At 52.8% G+C, this 19,080-nt stretch carries 15 protein-coding genes; 1 reads left to right on the top strand and 14 read right to left on the bottom strand.

The genetic code is table 11. The features are described 5' to 3' along the window. Positions 1-11 precede the first annotated feature (11 nt). The 9 genes from WF331_RS26620 to WF331_RS26660 all read right to left on the bottom strand — a co-directional run bounded on the left by WF331_RS26620 (position 12) and on the right by WF331_RS26660 (position 10,961). Positions 12-1,175: an MFS transporter gene (locus tag WF331_RS26620; RefSeq protein WP_196184756.1), complete on the bottom strand. Its 1,164-nt coding sequence runs from the start codon at positions 1,173-1,175 to the stop codon at positions 12-14. A gap of 384 nt (positions 1,176-1,559) precedes the next feature. Further along, a complete protein-coding gene (locus tag WF331_RS26625; protein WP_340623475.1) occupies positions 1,560-2,633 on the bottom strand; it encodes an NAD/NADP octopine/nopaline dehydrogenase family protein in 1,074 nt (357 codons plus the stop codon). Between the two features lie 112 nt (positions 2,634-2,745). Continuing rightward, positions 2,746-4,596: an ABC transporter ATP-binding protein gene (locus tag WF331_RS26630; protein ID WP_340623476.1), complete on the bottom strand. Its 1,851-nt coding sequence runs from the start codon at positions 4,594-4,596 to the stop codon at positions 2,746-2,748. A gap of 47 nt (positions 4,597-4,643) precedes the next feature. Next, positions 4,644-5,516 carry an ABC transporter permease gene (locus tag WF331_RS26635; protein WP_302088393.1) on the bottom strand — a complete coding sequence of 291 codons (873 nt, stop codon included), beginning with the start codon at positions 5,514-5,516 and terminating at the stop codon, positions 4,644-4,646. Beyond that, positions 5,513-6,454 carry an ABC transporter permease gene (locus WF331_RS26640; RefSeq protein WP_041505939.1) on the bottom strand — a complete coding sequence of 314 codons (942 nt, stop codon included), beginning with the start codon at positions 6,452-6,454 and terminating at the stop codon, positions 5,513-5,515. The genes WF331_RS26635 and WF331_RS26640 overlap by 4 nt, the downstream gene beginning before the upstream one ends. Positions 6,455-6,578: 124 nt before the next feature. Next, positions 6,579-7,979 (bottom strand): NAD(P)/FAD-dependent oxidoreductase, encoded by a 1,401-nt coding sequence (locus tag WF331_RS26645; RefSeq protein WP_340623477.1) that lies wholly within the window; start codon positions 7,977-7,979, stop codon positions 6,579-6,581. Then, entirely contained in the window at positions 7,976-8,284 is a 309-nt protein-coding gene (locus WF331_RS26650) for a (2Fe-2S)-binding protein (protein ID WP_197080547.1), read from the bottom strand. The genes WF331_RS26645 and WF331_RS26650 overlap by 4 nt, the downstream gene beginning before the upstream one ends. Beyond that, on the bottom strand, positions 8,253-9,380 hold the full coding sequence (locus tag WF331_RS26655) for an NAD(P)/FAD-dependent oxidoreductase (RefSeq protein ID WP_340623478.1): 1,128 nt from the start codon (positions 9,378-9,380) through the stop codon (positions 8,253-8,255). Before WF331_RS26655 ends, WF331_RS26650 begins: the two co-directional genes overlap by 32 nt. Further along, the gene (locus WF331_RS26660) at positions 9,381-10,961 is read right to left on the bottom strand and encodes an ABC transporter substrate-binding protein (RefSeq protein WP_103447282.1); all 1,581 of its coding nucleotides are present in this window, start codon (positions 10,959-10,961) and stop codon (positions 9,381-9,383) included. Positions 10,962-11,598: 637 nt separating this feature from the next. On the opposite strand from WF331_RS26660, the gene WF331_RS26665 reads away from it, so the two are divergent. After that, positions 11,599-12,525, top strand: coding sequence for a LysR substrate-binding domain-containing protein (locus tag WF331_RS26665; protein ID WP_340623479.1), 927 nt, complete (start codon positions 11,599-11,601; stop codon positions 12,523-12,525). Between the two features lie 215 nt (positions 12,526-12,740). On the opposite strand, the gene WF331_RS26670 is transcribed toward WF331_RS26665, so the two are convergent. The 5 genes from WF331_RS26670 to WF331_RS26690 all read right to left on the bottom strand — a co-directional run bounded on the left by WF331_RS26670 (position 12,741) and on the right by WF331_RS26690 (position 18,357). Next, positions 12,741-14,033, bottom strand: a complete 1,293-nt coding sequence (locus WF331_RS26670; RefSeq protein WP_340623480.1) for an MFS transporter — start codon at positions 14,031-14,033, stop codon at positions 12,741-12,743. Between the two features lie 112 nt (positions 14,034-14,145). Further along, on the bottom strand, positions 14,146-14,811 hold the full coding sequence (locus tag WF331_RS26675) for an RraA family protein (RefSeq protein WP_060501426.1): 666 nt from the start codon (positions 14,809-14,811) through the stop codon (positions 14,146-14,148). 2 nt (positions 14,812-14,813) lie between these two features. After that, complete coding sequence (locus tag WF331_RS26680; RefSeq protein WP_060501428.1) at positions 14,814-15,629, bottom strand: carbon-nitrogen hydrolase family protein; 816 nt, start codon at positions 15,627-15,629, stop codon at positions 14,814-14,816. Positions 15,630-15,670: 41 nt separating this feature from the next. Beyond that, positions 15,671-16,576, bottom strand: coding sequence for a LysR family transcriptional regulator (locus tag WF331_RS26685; RefSeq protein WP_340623481.1), 906 nt, complete (start codon positions 16,574-16,576; stop codon positions 15,671-15,673). A 428-nt stretch (positions 16,577-17,004) separates the two neighbouring features. Continuing rightward, positions 17,005-18,357 carry an OprD family outer membrane porin gene (locus WF331_RS26690; protein WP_340623482.1) on the bottom strand — a complete coding sequence of 451 codons (1,353 nt, stop codon included), beginning with the start codon at positions 18,355-18,357 and terminating at the stop codon, positions 17,005-17,007. Between the last annotated feature and the right edge of the window lie 723 nt (positions 18,358-19,080).

The raw sequence follows: 19,080 nt of genomic DNA on the forward strand, positions 1-19,080 counted from the left end.
CGAAACAAAGCTCAGCGAATCTTGATATGGCGAATCTTCGGAATACCCAGGATCATCAAAGCCGATACAAGCCAAAAAATGCTGCTCAAGCCGATTAATCCACTAAATGAACCAGCGACAATCGGAACAAGGAAGTTTGACGCATTGAGTGCCGTCAGTCTAATCCCGAACGCCTCACCCTGGCGATGCAGGGGCGTCACTTGAACTAGCATTGTCAATATCATGGGTTGCACACACCCCAATGCGGCACCCAACACAGCAGAGCACGTAAACATCAGCACCGGTGAATATGCAAAGGGGTAAAGTGAAAACACAACCACTGCCACCACACATGAACAAGCAATAATTTGCTTTTCCGAAAACCGCTTACTTAACATTGGCAATGTTAATCTTATAGCGGCTGCAGCAAAAGCAAAACCACCCAATATCACCCCGATTGTTGATGCGCTGTATCCGGCTTTAAATCCTATCACCGGCACAACGAACGAATGCACATCCCACACTGTAGATTGCAGCCAATTTATAAATAATATATTTCTAAAATTGGCAGATCGCAAAAGCTCCCACGATGGCGACTTTTGCATAGCCGGCGCATTTAAATTTCGCGCTGCGACTACCTTACGAGTGAACGCCCAAGATGCGCAGGACAAGACTGCCAAAAATAAAAAACAATATTGAAATGCGACATAATCGCCTTCCGCAGGCGTCAGCAAATCAATAATAAGCCCAGCACCCAAAGGGCCCAGAGAGCTTGATAACGCAGGTGATATCGCAAGCCAGCCAAAATAATTTCGACGGGCCTCATCGCTCAGATCTGCCCTACCGATGTGACGTTGCATAACGATAAGCGTCACGCAATTGGCAGCCCCCAACACAACTGCAACTACTGAAATGATCAAGATCTCCGGACGCAGTGCACCTATAAAGAGCATTCCACTAGAACCGACTACTGCGTAGGCCATTGGAGTGTGCAGGCCATTTTTATCGGCGTAGCGTCCAATAGGGATGGCAAGAAATATTTGGCTCGCGGCGAACAAGGCCACTAGCGCCCCAACCGCTCCGTCGCTCACGCCTACTGAAAGTGCATAAAGAGGCGCTGCTAATTTTAGCCCCTGAAAGGAAGCAAGCATGAGCGTTTGAGCACATAAAACCAAAAGCAGCTGGGCGCGTGACATCCTATTCACTCGCTGCGGTAATCTGAATGCACATTAAAAGCTATTCTCTCGAAAACGAAAAAAATCCCTGAGCCACGAATGGCTCAAGGAAAAAGCAAAGGATCTGATCATCTTGCCCCGGCGTCTTAGGGTGAGAGCCAGAGCAAGCAGCGTCAATGAAGTGAGCGACTTACGATCACACAACATCACAGGAACCAATTCTGGCGCCACGCGCCAAAGTTGTAAAATAAAAAAACACAGCGTTCCTATAAGCAGATTTGATTAACCAAGCCTGGGCAGAGGCAAAAGCAACGCTGAGTCAGCACGATCAATGTCAAGCACTCATTCTGGTTATGCTCCGCCCAAACCATTGCCCCCCCTCTAAACCGACTTCATTGACAACGCTTAATCCGCTGTCACACGAGCCAACAACCCTTCCATAGACTCCGACTCGAGCTTCAACCCCTCAATCAGTTCGTTCTCGCTTGCAAACCCTTCTGGCAGCAATAGACCAGCCATTGCAACAATAGTTCGGGTGACCGGCATCGGCACATTGGCGATCCGCCCCAATGCCAAGGTAAACTCGAGTCCGTACGGCACGTCTTCGCAAATATATCGGGTATCAACTTCAATAGGCCCGGGCGGCCCACCACGTTTTTCATGCAGCTCTTCTGCTATTTTCTCCAGACCTTCGGATCGAACACCGAAGGACTGTTGCAGTTTCTGACCTAGGCTTTTCACCTGCCAACCGAATGCAGCAGCCAGGCTCATCCGCTCAGCATCGAGCTGATCAATGATTTTTGATACATACGATGTCATATAATGATACTGAGGCCAACTTTCTTTTCGCTCAATCCTCGTCCAATTGAGGATTGCAAGCGGCGCATGAAAAACTGCATTGGTATTGCTAATCGTAGACAACAACGGATTCTCATCCACGACGAAGCTACTGCCGAACAAAATATTGCAAACATACAATGCATCTTCAATCTTGGAAGCTGGCAAGCATGAGACACCCAGTGATGGGCGGCGCACCATGATATTTACCTTGTCTTCCATTACACGCCGTGCAGTAAGCGCAGTTGAACCAAAGCTGGCGACCACAAGGTCTATTCCCAGGTCATTTGCACGTTCACGAAGATAGAGAGCCGACAGCGACCCCATGGAGCTGACGATCACCGTTTGACCACTTTTCAAGCTGGGGAGCGCGGCATCAATGGCATAGCGGTGCGCATTCATGGGCAAGCAGATAATCACTACATCTGCCTCTGAGACAACGTCCTTCACATTGCTTACATGATCAACGTTAACACTGCCTTCGAACACACCAATTGCTTGCAACTTCCTACGACCCGAAGAAGCCTCACCTGTAGATCGACCATTCCATACAGTGACTGCGTGCCCACGATTTGCAATCCATGCCGCGTAAGCAAGGCCGATACCACCTGCTCCGATAATACCAACTTTCAATTGCTTCATTTTCCAGACCCTGGGTAAAGCAGTGCCGCCCAGTGTTTATAGATAAACACCGAGAAGTCAGCACTGCGTTTCGTTGCTAAACTGGTCAGTTCGCCAAGCCTCTAAATCTGACTCAGCGCCACTCGCCCTCAGGCTCCATGTAGAAGTGGCCCTCGCCGGCTTGGTGATATACCCGTGCAGGAGGAACAAAATCATGAGGCTTGTAGGGCGTCCTCAAGTTACCGGCAGAAATGCGCTGTACTTGCTTGCGTGAAGGATCAGGGATGGGTACCGCATCAATCAAACGGCGCGTGTATGGGTGCTTTGGACTATTGAAGATCGCCGCCCGAGGCCCAATTTCGACCACTTCACCCATGTACATAACTGCAACACGGTGGCTGACACGCTCAACCACTGCCATGTCGTGGCTGATGAAGATGAAGCCCAAGCCAAGCTGCTGCTGCAACTCAAGCAGCAGATTCACAATCTGGACTTTGACCGACACATCCAGGGCTGAAACCGCCTCGTCGGCAACAATCGTTCCCGGCTTCAATGCCAAAGCCCGAGCGATGCACACACGTTGGCGCTGTCCGCCAGAAAATTCGTGCGGCAACCGCACGGCAGCATCAGGTGGCAACCCCACTTTCACCAGTAATTCAACGGCCACCTCTTCGCAGCGTTTGGCATCGTAGAGCCCATGTACGCGGAGCGGTTCGATGATTGCTTGCGCTACCGTTTGCCGTGGATTCAAGCTGGAGTACGGATCCTGGAAGACCATCTGGATCTTTCTTGCGCGCTCCATTGGTGTAATAGATCCCAGCTCTACCCCCTCCAATTTGACCGACCCATGCGTTGGGTCTAAGAGCCCGGTAATGAGTCGCCCTGTAGTCGATTTACCGCAACCGGACTCCCCCACAATCGCGAGCGTCTCGCCTTGGCTGAGATTGAAACTCACGTTCTCAACCGCATGCACGCGACCAGTGACACGCTTGAAAAAGCCAGACCGCACATCAAACCGGGTTGTCAGGCCAGACACCTCCAGTAGATAGGGCTTGGTGACCCGCACGCTGTCTTTCATCTCAGGCGCGGGGACATTGGTTCCTTTCGCGATGTCATAGATCGGGAACGGCTTAGGCGATGCTTCAGCTGCCATTGATCCGAGCTCGGGCACTGCAGACAATAATGCTTTGGTATACGGTTTCTGAGGCGCCGTAAAAATCTCCGAGGTAGACGCCGTTTCCACCAGGTCGCCGCGATACATGACCAGCGTACGATCCGCGATCTGTGCAACCACGCCCATATCATGCGTGATGAACACCACCGCCATGTGCTCTTGCGCCTGCAGCTCCTTGATCAACTCAAGGATTTGCGCCTGGATGGTCACATCAAGGGCTGTAGTCGGTTCGTCGGCGATCAAAACTGCAGGATTACAGGCCAACGCCATCGCGATCATGACGCGTTGGCGCATCCCGCCGGAGAACTGATGCGGGTAGTCGTCGTAACGCTCCTGTGCAGCGGGAATGCGAACCCGCTCCATAAGCTTCAGCGCTTCCTCCTTGGCCTGGATTGCATCAAGCCCCCGGTGCAACCGCACAGGCTCAGCAATCTGCTCACCGATGGTCATGACCGGATTCAGTGAAGTCATTGGCTCCTGGAAGATCATCGCAACCCGGTTTCCCCGGATATCGGCCATCTGCTGCTCAGGAAGATTCAGCAGTTCTTGCCCCTGCAGCCGAATGCTTCCAGTTACCTGGGAGGTATTGGGTGGGAGCAGTCCCAGGATGGACATCGCAGAAACACTTTTCCCCGAGCCCGACTCACCAACGATTGCCAGCGTCTCGCCTCGAGCCACACGGAAGCTGAGATCTTTGACAACCGGAGACCAGCCACCGCCTCGCCGGAATGCGACGTTGAGCCCCGTAACTTCGAGTACAGTCTCCTGGCACAACGGAAGCGATCCGTTTTTAGATGAAGTCTCGCTCATGACTGCTCCGGGCTTATCACGGTTCACCTGAACTGTATTTATTGTACTCATGAGCGCTCCGAACGGGTTTTGGGATCGTTTGCATCGCGCAGTGCATCGCCCAGCAGGCTCAGCGCGAGCACGGTCAGCAGAATTGCGAGGCTTGGGAACACCGTAAGCCACCACGCATCCAAAATGTTCTCAAAACCTTCCCTGATCATGCTTCCCCACGTTGGGGCGGGAGGTGGAACACCCAGTCCGATAAAGCTCAGCGACGCTTCTGTACGAATAGCCGTGGCCATCCACAGCGCACCGAGCACAAGCACTTCCGAAATCATGTTCGGCAAAATGTGCACCGTCATCAGTCGACCGGGGCCATACCCCAACGACCGACCAGCCTCGACAAAATCACGTTGTTTAAGGGCTATGGTCGGAGCCCGCGCAATCCGTACAAAAGGCGCGATCTCGGTGATGGCGATTGCAATGATGAGGTTTTCAAGACTCGCGCCGAGCATGGCGGCCACCATGAGCCCAAGCAGCAGCGTCGGAAACGACAACAGCACATCAACCAATCCAGTGATCAATCGATCTGTGATGCCCCCAACGTAGCCGGCGATCACACCAAGCGCGGAACCAACAACCATCGCGATCAGCACGGCGACAAAACCAACGAGCAACGACACACGAGTCCCGTAAATCAGGCGGGACAATACGTCTCGACCGTAGGTGTCCGTGCCGAGCCAAAACTCTGCAGACGGCGGCTCCAAACGATAAGCGATGTTCTGCTGCAATGGATCATGAGGCGCAATCAGAGGCGCGAACAATGCCACCAGAACGATCGCCACCAGCAGGCCAATCCCAATCCAGGAAAGGCGGTTCTGAAACAGTGCTTGCCAAAGTGTCGTGGGCTTGGCTACGAGTGGCGCAGTGAGACTAGTCATTTGATTTTCACCCGAGGATCAACCAACCCGTAAACGATGTCGGTGATGATGTTTACGACGATCACGCACAGTGCGAATACGACCATCAGCCCTTGGAGCAAGGTGTAATCCCGGGTATTCAAAGCCCCCAGAATCAGTTTCCCCAGGCCCGGACGGTTAAACACGATTTCGGTCAACACGGAGTTGCCGATGAGCGTCCCAAAATAGAGGCCCACAACCGTCACAATCGGGATAAGTGCGTTACGCAAGCCATGCCGCAACACCAAGCGCATAGGACGAACTCCTTTAGCTTTGGCTGTGCGGATGTAATCTTCCCCAAGCACGCTGATCATCGAGGAGCGCGTAACGCGCATCACATAGGCCGTCATGATCAACCCCAGGTTCAACGCAGGCAGCGTGAGAGCGTGGAGCTGGGAGAGAAATCCTCCGTCGACCAGGCTTCCGATTACAGGGAACCAACGGAAATGGATGGCGAAAACCAGCAGCATCAGCATGGCAGACACAAACGCGGGGAACGACAACCCAGTCAATGACAGAATGCGGCCAACGTAGTCTGGCCAGGCGTTGCGGCGCAGCGCCGCCCAAACCCCAAGCGGCAACCCGAACACAAGGCCAATCAGTACGGATGCAAACGTCAATTGGAGCGTCCACGGCAGCACCAGGGACACCTCCTGCAGCACTGTTCTGCCGCTGGTCATGGAGGCCCCAAAATTCCCCGAGAGCATGTCACCAAGGAAGTGGATGTACTGCATCGCGATTGGTTGATTTAGGCCCAACTGCTCGCGCATGGCCGCCAATGATTCGGCACTGGCCTGGTCACCGAGCATGACTGCAGCAGGATCACCAGGCACCAGGCGGACGAGTACAAAGACAGCAGTCAGCATGGCCAGCAAGGTTGGAATAGCGAGCATCAGTCGCTTAATCGCAAACTGAATCATGACAGCTCTCCATCGATCGTTAGCTCAGTCGTTGACACTGTCACGGTCGTGCTCAGCCGTTGGGCTACCACTGCAAGCGGTAAGCCTCCAAGCGGCGGCCTCATCAGGTGTTTCAAGCTGTGAATCATGGCAATTTCTCCTCCACATCAAGTGAGGCCAGTTCCCCAAGTGTTATTGGTTTAAGGGGTGGTCGGATCCGGTAGAAACCAACATCCTCAACTGCTTTTTGTTGCTCGGCTGCAACGATGTTCGCGATGGTGTAACCGCACTGTCGACCTTGGCAGGGCCCCATGCCGGCGCGGGTAAACGCCTTGAGCTGATTGACTCCTGGCTGGGCTATTGCGCAGGCCTTACGAATGTCGCCCGCCGTCAGCTCCTCACAGCGACAGACCACCGTCTCGTCGGATGGGGAGTAAATACTTGCGCGCGGTGGATACATCGAATCCAGCATTGGCCGCAGGCGTAACAGTGTCTGTAGACGACGGCTCAACGCATCCGTCTGTTGTGCAACGGCGTCTGCAGCCATACGACCGGCACGTTTAGCCATGCCGATTGCTGCCAGCTCACCCCTGACACACGCTGCCTTGGCCCCCCCGATTCCTGCACCATCACCCGCAACGAAAATGCCCGGTTGATCGGTCTCCCCCCACTCATCAAGGTCTGGAACTAAACACCTTTGCTGTTTACTCCAGCTGTGTTGGCAGCCAAGCGATTGGGTAATGTGAATTGAGGGAATCACCCCTTCGTGGGAGAGGAGGACGCTCGCCGGCACTGTGCAGAGCTCCCCGCTTTTAAGCTTGAATTGAAGCTGTTGAAGCTTGCCATCACCCAGGGCTCGCAGCTCTGTAACGCCTTTGATTCGGCGAGCTCCCGAGCGGCGGATCTCATGCAACCACGCAAGGCCCTTGCTGACTTCCTTGAACTCAGCAAGCATCGAGCTTGCCCAAGGAAGCGCGCGACGCCACCCACCTGGCGGGGTGGTGTCCAGCCAACCGGCGACCTTGCCACCCGCTCGAATGAGCTGTGCCATGTACAGCAGTGGTAACGGCCCGCTACCCACCACCCAGACGGGCTCTGCCGGGATCTGGCGAGACGTTTTAAGGAGGATCTGGGCGGCGCCGACGGTTAGGACACCGGGCAGAGTCCACCCTGGAAATGGGGCTGGACGCTCTTGTGCACCGGTGGCCAGGAGCACCTGCCCGGCGCTGACAGCTTCAGCTACACCATCGCGCTTGATGAACACAGTCCAGCCAGGCTCAATCTTCCACACTTGAGTATTAGGCTCGTACGTCGCACCGCACGCCCGAAAGCGTTGTACCAGCTCCGCGCCGACCTTGTATTCAGCCCCGAGAATTTCTCCCGCAGTGGTATGCGCGACAGTTTCAACAGCACGCCAAATCTGCCCGCCTGGTGCTGGCTGTTCGTCCACCACCAGCACCTGCAGGCCTTGCTCGCCAAGAACAATGGCTGCACTCATGCCGGCAGGGCCAGCACCGACAACAATCACATCAAACTTTCGGCTCACGACACTACACTCCGGCGGCCATACTGCCGCTCAACGCGCATTCCTTCTTTCACTGTCACCAAGCAAGTCTGGGTAGAAGCGTTCCCATCCACTACTGCAAGACAGTCGAAGCAAACGCCCATCATGCAATAGGGCGCGCGCGGGCTTCCTTTCACAGGGGAGGTGCGGTTGACTGCAGTGCTTTGTCTCAGCAACACCGCTGCTACCGTTTCACCTTGCTCAGCCATCACTGGAACGCCATCCACATAAATCGTGATCGTGACGGCGTGCAGTTCAGGAAGTTTTTTGAAGATCGAAACGTCCATAATGGAAAATCTCTAAATCAGCGGGAATTGATTTGGCGTCGAAGACTTTCGCGTACTCATTGGCGTGGAAGGACGCCAAGGTCACGCCTGAGTGACAGGTGGCGATCTCTGCCCCTGGGTGAGTCAATGAGCGCGCATACACAGGATTTCCATCCGGCGTCATGATCCGCAGACAAGACCATTGGCGAACCAACTTGGCTTGTGCAAGCTCAGGCAAAATCTTCAAAGCCTTGCGCGTTATTCGCGCAGCGCCCTCGGTAGTTGTTGCCAGGTCAAAACCAACTTCCTCCTGCGTAACGCCGATCATCACCGTACCTTCCGCCGTTTGGCGCAATCCACTAGCGGGGATCGGGAGTAGCGGTGCAAGGCGCTCAGTGACCAGCAGTTGGCCGCGCTGCGGGCGAATAGGCACGTTCAGGCCCACCATTGGCCCAAGCGCAGCGCACCCCAGTCCAGCCGCCACTACGATTCGCTCGCACTGGACACGGTAGTCCCCTGCATGAACTTCAAAGCCCCCACCAGAAAGGCGTCGAATGTGGGTGACTGGGCGATTGCTCTGCAGCTGCCCGCCACGTCCCATAAAGGCTTTATGCATGGCGGCAAGCAACCGAAGCGGGTTCGCATGCCCATCGAATTCGCCAAAGCTCGCACCAACAACAGCCTTGCCAAGCTTCATGGTTGGGAATCGACGCAGCAGTTCAGCTCGATCCAGCATATGGGCTGAAGGGGCGAGTTCTGGCGTTTGCCTGTTCCAGCCATCCATTGCCTTAGCTCGAGCCTCAAACTCGTCATCACTCAGACAGAAGTTCAAGCCACCCTTCTGCTCGTAGTCCAGCGAGATTCCGCTTTCTTCTTCAAGCTGCGATGCAAATGCTGGCCATGTTTTGGCCGCGTTGAGCGACAGCCGCTGGTAGTCAGGGTCTCGCATCCCCTTGCCATGAGCCCACACCAGACCAAAATTGGCCTTGGCCGCGCGGTAATCGGTATCAGCTCCATCCAGCATCAAAATACGCCGCTTACCACCTGCGAGGCCGTAGCCGATAGCGGCACCTACCATGCCTCCGCCAACGATGATCACATCAAATTGCGGAGTCATTTACTGGCCACCACGCTTCACAGTAGTGAGTTCGGTCACTGGGGGCTGCAGATTCAAAGCGCCTTGCAGAACGTATCCATAATCCACGCTGGCAGCTTTCGCCCAGACCTGCTTAAGACCAAACAAAGGGATTGCGCAAACGTCGTCGTGAATCTGAACCTGCGCTTTCTTCCACAAATCGAGCTGAGTCTGAGGATCCGCCTCTACCCGGGCTTTGCGAATGGCATCATCAGCTACAGTGCAGTGCCCGAAGTTCGACATCGCGGCAGGCGCGCCGATGGCAGACGCCGAATCATAAAACTCAGTGAGCCAGTAGTCCGCGCCTGGGTACCTGGCGGCACCGTAAAACACGATTGCGCTTTGATCCTGACGGCTTTTGGCTTGGTAAGTCGCATGATCCACGACCTCCATCTCCAGGTTAATGCCCGCCTTGGCCAACTGCGCCTGAATGATTTCCATAATTGGCAGTTGCGGTGCCGCGTTCGAAACCACTGCTTTGAGCTTCAACCCATTGGGATAGCCAGCGCTGGCCAGAAGGGCTTTCGCGTGCGCAGGATCGTAGGCGTATGGGCCGGCGCTGCAATCGAGCCCTTGGTAACCATTAGGTACAACGGAGCATCCGCCATCAGCGACATCTTTACCGGCATAGCGAATGATTTCATCGATATTGACCGACGCCGCAATAGCTTGACGAACCTTGATATCATCTAACGGCTTGATATTCCGGTTAAGGAAGAGGGTACGAAATTCCGCAGGCTCGAAAACGTCCACGGTCACACCACGCGCCCTGCTTCTCTCTACCCAGCGCTGCTCACGCTTACCCAGCATCAGATCAAGCTCATCGGATGCAAACGCCAACTCACGAGCACTGTCGGAAGGAATCATCCGATACACAATTGCGCCAAGCTTCGGCTTGCCGCGAAAGTACTGATCGTTAGCCACCAATTTTACATACTGCTGGGTGATATGCTCACCAAAGGCGAACGGCCCAGTTCCGATCGGCGCTTGGCCATAGCGCTCGCCCAGCTTCTCGACCGCCGCCTTACTGACAATCTGGCCGCCGTGGTAGTTTGAAACTCGGCCAAGGAACGCGGTATCCGGGTACTTAAGAGTTACCTTAACCGTGTAGTCGTCCAAAGCCTCGACTTTGTCTATGACAGTGAAGTTCGCTGAAAAACTGGAGCGCTTCGGGTCTGATGCCCTTTCAAGGGAATAAACCACGTCGCTAGCCTTGAGCTCGCCATAACCACCGTGGAACATCACCCCTTTTCGCAGGAAGAACGTCCAAACCTTCTTATCGTCAGAACTTTCCCAGCGCTCGGCAAGGTCGGCCTCCAAGGCAGCAGGATCCGAACTACCTGGCGGGAAGCGCACCAAAGCATTGAACATCTCGGCGACGATACCCTTATCACCGATCAGCGAGGCGCGATGAGGGTCAAGACTGGTGATATCAGCAATACCTGGGCTGACCGAGATGGTTGCCCGTACGTCATCTTGGGCCAGTGCCAAAGGGCTGACCCCTGACAGCGTTATCAACGCGGCAACAGCGCTCGTTCGGAGGGCCAAACCTAATGATTTCATTTTCACGACTCCGGAAGTAATGATGCTGATTTCAACCAGTCAGATCGCTCAGCGTGGCTAGGTCGGAGGGGCATGGTTCGGCCCCTTCACCTGTATGTTTTTTAGCAATGGGTGGGCCAGCCGATCATATCTACATGATTTTATTGGTTTTTTATTTTTATAGTTGCTTACTCCATAGCCACAAAAACATCAAACAATGTCTTTTTCATATGGAAGATGAGAACTCTTCCATTCAAATGCACCGCGCGTGGACGTAACAGGGCATGAAGCGCTCCAAAATGAAACGTCGTCACTCAAACCGCTACCTTCCGTAACATTTGGGAAGTAGAATCCTATTTGACGTAAACGCAAATACGACGCAGTAGCACTAATTGACAACTACCCTCCCGTGACTGCGCACTGACCTGCCCTGCGCGCCCACCCGATCAGTTCATGAGGGACTCTTTCCGATTCCCACCAAACGATGCGCGCCTCGAAACAAGCTTGCCGAGTGGTAGATGGTAAGGAATGTTTCTTTAGAATAGATGAGATAGCTGCTTAGACCCGCTGCAACTGGCCTCGAAAAGCTTTTGATAAGTGCAAGTCGCTACCGTAAGCTAAAAGCTCATGTCTTTATGCTATCGATTGGTGGTGTGCTATGGAGAACAGGATCACTCTTCGTCACCTTGAAGCGTTTCGGGCGATCATGGTGCGAAAATCGGTTACTGGCGCGGCAGAAATGCTTGAGGTGACTCAGCCGGTGGTCACGAGGTTGATTGCCGATCTAGAAGAGCGGATAGCCCTTACTCTCTTCACAAGAACTAAAGGGCGACTGATACCGACGCCTGAAGCGGCTCTGCTCGTCAAAGATGTCGAGCAATCATTGCTAAGCATCGAGCGCATCGCTAATGCGGCTACTAACATAAAGTCTTTAAAAATGGGACGGCTGGAAATAGCTGCGGCGCCAAGCATGGCGCTCTCGTTTCTGCCGCGCGCGATTCATAGCTTCACGGTGGCCCACCCCGAAGCGCTTGTCTCAATGCGTATGCACAGTTCTCCCACAGTTCTGGACATGGTGCAAAGGGATCAATGCGACCTGGGGTTCGCCATGTTTCCGGCACGCTCAACTAAATCGGGAAACAGTGAGACGCTGGTATCCGCAAAAATGGTGGCGGCTGTGCCAAAAAATCACAGTCTTGCGACGAAAAGAGTCTTACGACCAGAGCATTTTGAAGGCGAACGATTCATCTCCATGATGCCACTTATGGAATCCCGGATGAGGATCGACTCCTTGATGCTGTCTCATGGCGTGAAACGGCATATAAACTGTGAAACACAAACCTCTGCTGCAGTCCTGCAGCTGGTTGAAGCAGGCGTCGGCATTTCTATTATCGACCCGCTAACGGCCTGTGGTTATACAGGCAATGGCGTAAAATTTATAAATTTCGAGCCTGCCATCAGGAATGTTTACTCCATAGTAATCTCTCAGAGAAACTCATCCACTCTTATACTAAAACCGTTCATTGACCATGCAAAAAAAGAGATTTTAAACATGCTCCCCGCTCACTTGCTAATCCGAAGTTAATAAGCTTTTCTAGCGCCTCTCTCTATTTTCCAAGCGCGTTAGAAAGTCGAACTTCAACGAGATCAATCAAAATAAGCTGCACCAACTAAAAAACTGAGCGGACATTGCAGTCACGCTCAGTCAATATCTCTAAAGAGATGCCATTGAGCCTCGTCGCCCCCCCCTCCTAACCATGTTGATTGCTCGAAATGCAGGAGTCGAAGACGCTATGTGGCTCAGTAGGATGCTCCTGCCCTAGCGGTGGGCTTAAAACCGCTGATACGGCTGGAAGGCAGCTTCAGAATCACCAGGGCCGACACGACAGCAGCAGGAATGAGCAAGAACGCTGGGGATGCCGCAACTTTTGTTACAGAGATCAACCACGTCGAGATCATCGGTGCGAAACCGCCAAAGCAACATACTGCCAACGTGTATCCCACGGTCATCCAGGTGTTGCGCAGGCGAGTCGGGAAAATCTCACAGATAGTTGCTGGCCCTGGGCCTGAGTACATTGCAAACAGTGCGCTCAAGCAACATTGCAGCATGACAACCTGATGGAAGCTTGCACCACCAGACATCATGTTCAGAATCGGGTAAGCCAGTGTAGCTGTACCGACGCAACCCAGGAGGAGCAGCGGCTTGCGCCCGAATCGGTCGGACAGAGCGCCCGCAACCGGAATCAGCATGATCTGAAGGAGCAGTGCAATGTTGCTAGAGATCAGTGCTTCAGTCCTGGTGAGACCTGCGTGACTCTGCGTGTAGGTTACCATGTACGCAGAAACCAGATAGGATAGAGTCGTCCAGAAAATGGTGAAGCCAAATGCTTGCAAGCCAAGTACATAGGGCTTGGTTTCGGTCGGATTTACCACTTCCGTTTTACTATTGACGTACTCAGGGGTCTCTTCGGCATGAGCCCTCAGGAACAGACTGAAAGCAAAGATCGCCAAACCGCCAGCGATGAATGGAACTCGCCATCCCCAGTCCAAGAGGTCTTCAGCAGGGATCAGCAAAAGAGCCGAGGCCACCAGGGATGCCAGCAGCGCCCCTCCAGAAGAGCTGACGCTCTGGAAGCTTCCAAAAAACCCTTTTCGACCTGCCGGAGACCACTCTACGATGTAGGAGGCAGATGTACCCCATTCGCCACCTGCGGCGAACCCTTGAAGGCATCTCAACACCACCAACAAAATCGGCGCACCAACACCAATAGTTTCATAAGTCGGAATCAAACCAATACCAATACTGCCGATGGCCATGCAAATAATCGTCAGCAACATCGCGGGCTTGCGCCCTCTCCTATCACCAATTCGACCAATTACGAAGCTACCAAGCGGCCTAGCGATGAAGCCGGCGCCGTAAGCCGCAAACGTCTGCAGCAAGGATGTTGTTTCATCTACGTTTGGAAAGAACAACTTAGCAATGGTCGTAGCAAAAAATGCATAGACTGCAAAATCGTAAACTTCCAACAAGTTTCCACTTCCAGAAGTGGCCACGGCGAACCAGGTTTTTCTGGTAGATATTGTTTTAGTCATGATTTTTCTTCTATCGAGTGATGGCACCGCACGTAATTTCACCGTACGGGGCATTGATTCGTTTTTATTTTCCATCCCGCATAGCAAGGTTTGAAGCGCGAATCAAATCCGGCTACGCATCTGCTTCTACAATCGCTGTCGCACCCGACAAGTCGCCGAGCTTTTCCCCTTCTCTGATCCGTCGGCAGTTCTCTACACCTCGAACCTGTTTAGCCAATGCCGTTTGCACAACGTCATCAACTTCTGAAGGGCTCAAGACAAGGACTCCGTTCTCATCGCAGATCACGATGTCGCCGGGACATACAGCCACACCACCACAGGAGACAGGCATGTTCAACTTGCCGCCCAAGCCATAGATTCGAGTTGTGATCGGAGACACGCCGCGACTCCAGACCGGGAAATCATGCTCTTGAATTTCATGTGGGTCGGTACACATGCCGTCAATGACTGCGGCGCTTGCACCAGCAGTCACAGCTGCCTGCGTGACCCCTCCTCCCCAGCAAGCATGCTTGCGATCACCCAAACGATCGATCACCACAATGTGACCCGGCTTGATCAAGCTGGTGGCGTAGTGCAACAACGTAGAATCTTGAGCAGGAAGTGCCAAAGTGACCGCCGTACCCACGACGCGCTTACTATTACCCAGCGCTTGAATTTCGCCATCCATGAATCCCCAGTGACGAAGATGACCAACGGTAGCGGTCTCGACCTCAAGTAGAATTTTTTCCAGCTCAGGGCTGATTGGATCCGGCATATCGCCTATGAGGAACTTTTTCATTTTTAAAGTACCTTGTGGGAGGCAAGTGGAATTTGCTTGCGAACTGCTGCAATGCGCTCAGGTTCGATATTTGCAGTCACATAGCCCACGCCATCGGACGCTTTGGCGATGATATGCCCCCAAGGATCGCAGACAAGTGAGTGGCCGTAGGAGTAGCGAGTCTCACCCGACTGTTCAAATGGGCCCGTTTGACCTGGAGCCAGGAAGTAGCACTGTGTTTCAATTGCCCGTGCGCGACAGAGCACATCCCAGTGGTCTTTGCCCGTTTGAAGCGTGAATGCTGCTGGTAGCACGATGACGTCAGCACCCAATGCAACAAGCTTTTGGAAAAGCTCTGGGAAGCGGATGTCATAGCAAATGGCAAAGCCATACTTCAGACCGTCAATATCGACTACCGTCACCTCGGTACCTGGCGCTACTGCGCTGGACTCGCCATAGCGCATACCGTCCGGGGTTACGATATCGAACAGGTGGATCTTGCGGTAACGACCCAACTCATTACCTTTGGGATCAAAGACGACGGAGGTGTTGTAAACGCGGCTGCCGTCTGGAGTGCTTTCGTAGAAGCTACCGGTGTGAACGTAGACGTTGCAGTCCTGCGCTAGCTTTCTGCACATCTCATATGCCGGCCCACCAGTGTGAGGCTCACCAGCTGCGATCTTTTGCTCAGGCGTACCGCCAGCCCAATCAAAGTGCTCAGGGAAGACAACCAGACGTGAACCGTCGCGATCAATTGCCTCTCGCGCAAGACGATCAGCTTCGGCCAAGTTAAACGCTTTATCCTGTACCGAATTCACCTGAATAAGAGAAACTTTCACAATCAACCCTCACTATTTGCTTAACACTTGAGGCAGGCGCCTCAGGAACAGTCACCCGACACACTTTCCGAATATAGTTGCGTCAGATATTGAACTAGCGCATGCGCCGCCCTGTTTGGATGCACAGACGATGAGGTGATAACCCCAATCTTAAGTTCCAGCGACTTTTCCAACTCAAAGGATTGAAGCTGACTGTCAGCCCGCTCCATTAAGCTGAAACTACTTACAAAAGTAACTCCGAGGCCGCCTCTGACCAACTCAATAGCCGTGCCGGCTCCACCGACTTCGATCGTATAATTAGGCGTCACTCCAGCCTCATGGAACCATTGATCGACCATTGGCCGTATGAGTCCATTTGATTTGAGCCCTACCAAGGGGACTCCCGCCAGCTGCGCAGCGGTAACTGTCGAGGCTTGCGAAATTTGAGCAGTGGGTGACGCCACACAAATAATTGGGCTGCTAAACAACGTCGAGCTTTGGTCTTCGAGACCACTCGAGATCGACAGTATGCCGAGATCTGCCTGACCTGAATTGACTCGATGGGTAATGAGCGCTCGATGCTCAACGTCCAAGTCAATTTTTATGCCTGGATGCAACGCTGCAAATTTTCCAATACCGTTCACAATCCGCCCAGCGGACAATGCTTGGGTAATGAGGATACGCAACTCAGCGTTGCCATAATTCGCGATTTTATAGGCTACTGCCTCTACGGACTCGAGCCCTTGATAGAGCCGGTCAACCTCGGCTAGTAACTGGATTGCCTCTGGCGTTGCACTAAGCTTTCCTCCTTGCCTGCTAAAAAGGGGAAAACCAACGGCAGTTTCGAGACCAGAAATCATATAGCTGATCGCAGGCTGGGTCACGGCCATAGCCGCACTAGCACGTACCATGCTGCCCTCCCGCATGACCGTCCTAAACGCTTCGATCTGCCTTAATTTAATAGGCATATGTACTCCCTATCGCAGACGGTTTTGTTTGATATCCGTCGCGCTCAGTAAATACCCTAACCATCTGGCAGATTTAGCCTGGTACAACCAGGCTAGACCTTACAGAGCGCATCCTCAGCGGTTGCCTACGTTGCGTCCTGCAGTGCTGACTCAGCCCCTTGCATCCATTGGTGGGGCAGATCCGATGGGGCTGACTGCCCTTGATGAATGCTGTAGGTTCAGTTTGTGGCACCTAGACCATCATAGATAATCAAAAAATCGCACCACCCTATAATTTTTCCTTATACGCCACTCCAGCGCAGCGCCAGCATCGTCACTGAACACATGAATTCAGCATGCTATTTACTGGCACGGCAACGAACGAAATCACTGATCAAAACAACTAAGATCGATGACTTCGAACGCCACCCAGACATACCTAGCCGGCTTTACCAGAGCGCATAAGTATAGTTAACGAACAGCCGAACTTGATCCTGATCCTTTAATGTCGAGGCCGGTAGCTCTGTCCTAAAGATACCCTTACGGAGGGTAAAGCCAAGGCCTTTGAATGTTCCAGACTGCACAACATAATCTAGACGGTAGTCACTTTCCCATTCACTGTATCTACCTGTCGTCGTATTACCCGTACCGCGAATATCTTTACCACTTACATATGTCCAACCCGCCTTTAGACCCGGAACACCCAAGGCTGCGAAATCGTAGCTATAAATACCAAAGGTTGAATTTTCGCCCGCACGAATGAAGCTGTTCACCATAACGTCAGTGTAGAGGTACAGCGACTGAACGCCCCCCTCACCCTCTGGTCGACCTCGACCGTCGACCACATTGCTGCTGTTGACAGTTGCAAAGCCAGATTTATCACTGACTTGTTGATGCCCCAAGGTCAGCGCGTGACCTCCATCTTTGTAGGTGAAGGCCAGCGACCAAGTTTTATTGTCGATCTTCCCATTTTCGTTATAGCCGGTGCGCATGGCATAACGGCTATCCGTGCCGTTCTTACCGTCAGAATCGCTCTTAAAGTACCTTAAGTCGGTTGTCAACGATCGACCAACACCAACATCAAGCGAATGAATGAGTCCGAAGAAGTTTTGGTTGTAGTAATCTTCTAGCTGGGCATGGTAGTACTGCAGCTTTAAGTTTTTTCTGACGTTCCAATCACCTCCAGCAAACGTGAAACCATCACTACCCTTGCTCCCTCCGCCAGCGATTCCTGCCCAGTTGCTAGATGCTCGACCAATAGCACGATTCAAGAATCCGCCGGTCAGAGTGATGTTGTCGAACTCATTAGACGTCACTGCAGCCCCTTGGAAGTTTGCAGGCAACAGGCGACCGTCGTTTGAAATGAGCACAGGAAGATTGAAGGCCAGCGCATTACCAGCCTTTACTTCAGTCTTCGAGTATTTGAAGCGAGCGTTTCCTCCGATTCTAGACCAGTTATCGACAGGAGAACCGTCAGTCTTTACTGGGGAAACAGTATTTACCGTGGAGGCATCATGTGGTGAACTGCCACCGCTTAAGTTGAACCCTGCAAGCGCCTGCAAATCTACCCCCAGCCCTACCGCTCCCTGGGTGTACCCAGACTGGAAGTCAAGCCTTAACCCCGTCAATGTTTGCCGTTGATCCACGCCACCGGTACTCCTTTGATCCCCATCGTAGTACAAGGTGCGAGAACTGATGGACGCCTTACTATCGTCAAGGAAACCTACTGCGTAGCCTTGTTGGGCCAGGGTGCCGCATGCAAAAGCAGCCAGTATTCTTTTTACTTTTGTCACCACCGCCACTCCGTCTCTATAAACTCTGCTTATTCTTGATTGGCATTTTTTATATGTTTCGTTTGGCGCACAAATAAACCCCACCCACATACAATGGATTTCAATTTCCCTATTGAGCATCTGATACGCACACAACAAAATAGCAAGAACGGTGCCAGCAAAGTGCTAAGCCCTTTGTTTACGGGCCTATTAAATCTTCATTTACTCCCAACTATTGCCTATACACATAGGCTAATGCTGTAAAGCTATACTTTCATCAAAGGCAACGTAGACATCCGTATCATCACGCACTATCCCGAAGCGTGGTGCGCCATTGTGGTGAGTAGGAGTGTTACCTAGCCGCCTGTACGTAACGACTCAGGATTGATTCAGTGCAGGTATCTTGAGCACATTTGGAAAGGCAAGCCCAAGATGTAAACTCTTAGAGCGCAATCGAGTAAACAGAGTGGCCCACACGAAAAAGGCAGCCCCTAGGACATTCGGCGATGACTCAGGAGTGGGAAGGAAACGGAAATTGACTCGCTGTGCGGGAGCCTTAGGCGAACGACGGTCGAGGTGCACTGTGTGCACCCTGTCATCAGTTGAAGGTTAGTCAGGAAAGAGGTTGGCGCTTTTTAAATGAGGTGAGTTATTAACACCCAGAGCGAAACTTAATTATTGAGGCCTGAACACATATAATTGGCTACTCACAAAGTGATTAGCCAATTACAAGTCTTATGATAGAAGGCGAAG

Source organism: Pseudomonas sp. YNh, from assembly GCF_037993085.1.
Lineage (GTDB): Bacteria > Pseudomonadota > Gammaproteobacteria > Pseudomonadales > Pseudomonadaceae > Aquipseudomonas > Aquipseudomonas putida.

What these genes read in the sequence shown, in the direction of transcription:
- WF331_RS26635 (WP_302088393.1), bottom strand. Translation starts at nt 5,516, where the DNA reads ATGACTAGTCTCACTGCGCCACTCGTAGCCAAGCCCACGACACTTTGG.
- WF331_RS26685 (WP_340623481.1), bottom strand. Translation starts at nt 16,576, where the DNA reads ATGCCTATTAAATTAAGGCAGATCGAAGCGTTTAGGACGGTCATGCGG.
- WF331_RS26660 (WP_103447282.1), bottom strand. Translation starts at nt 10,961, where the DNA reads ATGAAATCATTAGGTTTGGCCCTCCGAACGAGCGCTGTTGCCGCGTTG.
- WF331_RS26670 (WP_340623480.1), bottom strand. Translation starts at nt 14,033, where the DNA reads ATGACTAAAACAATATCTACCAGAAAAACCTGGTTCGCCGTGGCCACT.
- WF331_RS26665 (WP_340623479.1), top strand. Translation starts at nt 11,599, where the DNA reads ATGGAGAACAGGATCACTCTTCGTCACCTTGAAGCGTTTCGGGCGATC.
- WF331_RS26675 (WP_060501426.1), bottom strand. Translation starts at nt 14,811, where the DNA reads ATGAAAAAGTTCCTCATAGGCGATATGCCGGATCCAATCAGCCCTGAG.
- WF331_RS26630 (WP_340623476.1), bottom strand. Translation starts at nt 4,596, where the DNA reads ATGAGCGAGACTTCATCTAAAAACGGATCGCTTCCGTTGTGCCAGGAG.
- WF331_RS26620 (WP_196184756.1), bottom strand. Translation starts at nt 1,175, where the DNA reads ATGTCACGCGCCCAGCTGCTTTTGGTTTTATGTGCTCAAACGCTCATG.
- WF331_RS26650 (WP_197080547.1), bottom strand. Translation starts at nt 8,284, where the DNA reads ATGGACGTTTCGATCTTCAAAAAACTTCCTGAACTGCACGCCGTCACG.
- WF331_RS26625 (WP_340623475.1), bottom strand. Translation starts at nt 2,633, where the DNA reads ATGAAGCAATTGAAAGTTGGTATTATCGGAGCAGGTGGTATCGGCCTT.
- WF331_RS26640 (WP_041505939.1), bottom strand. Translation starts at nt 6,454, where the DNA reads ATGATTCAGTTTGCGATTAAGCGACTGATGCTCGCTATTCCAACCTTG.
- WF331_RS26655 (WP_340623478.1), bottom strand. Translation starts at nt 9,380, where the DNA reads ATGACTCCGCAATTTGATGTGATCATCGTTGGCGGAGGCATGGTAGGT.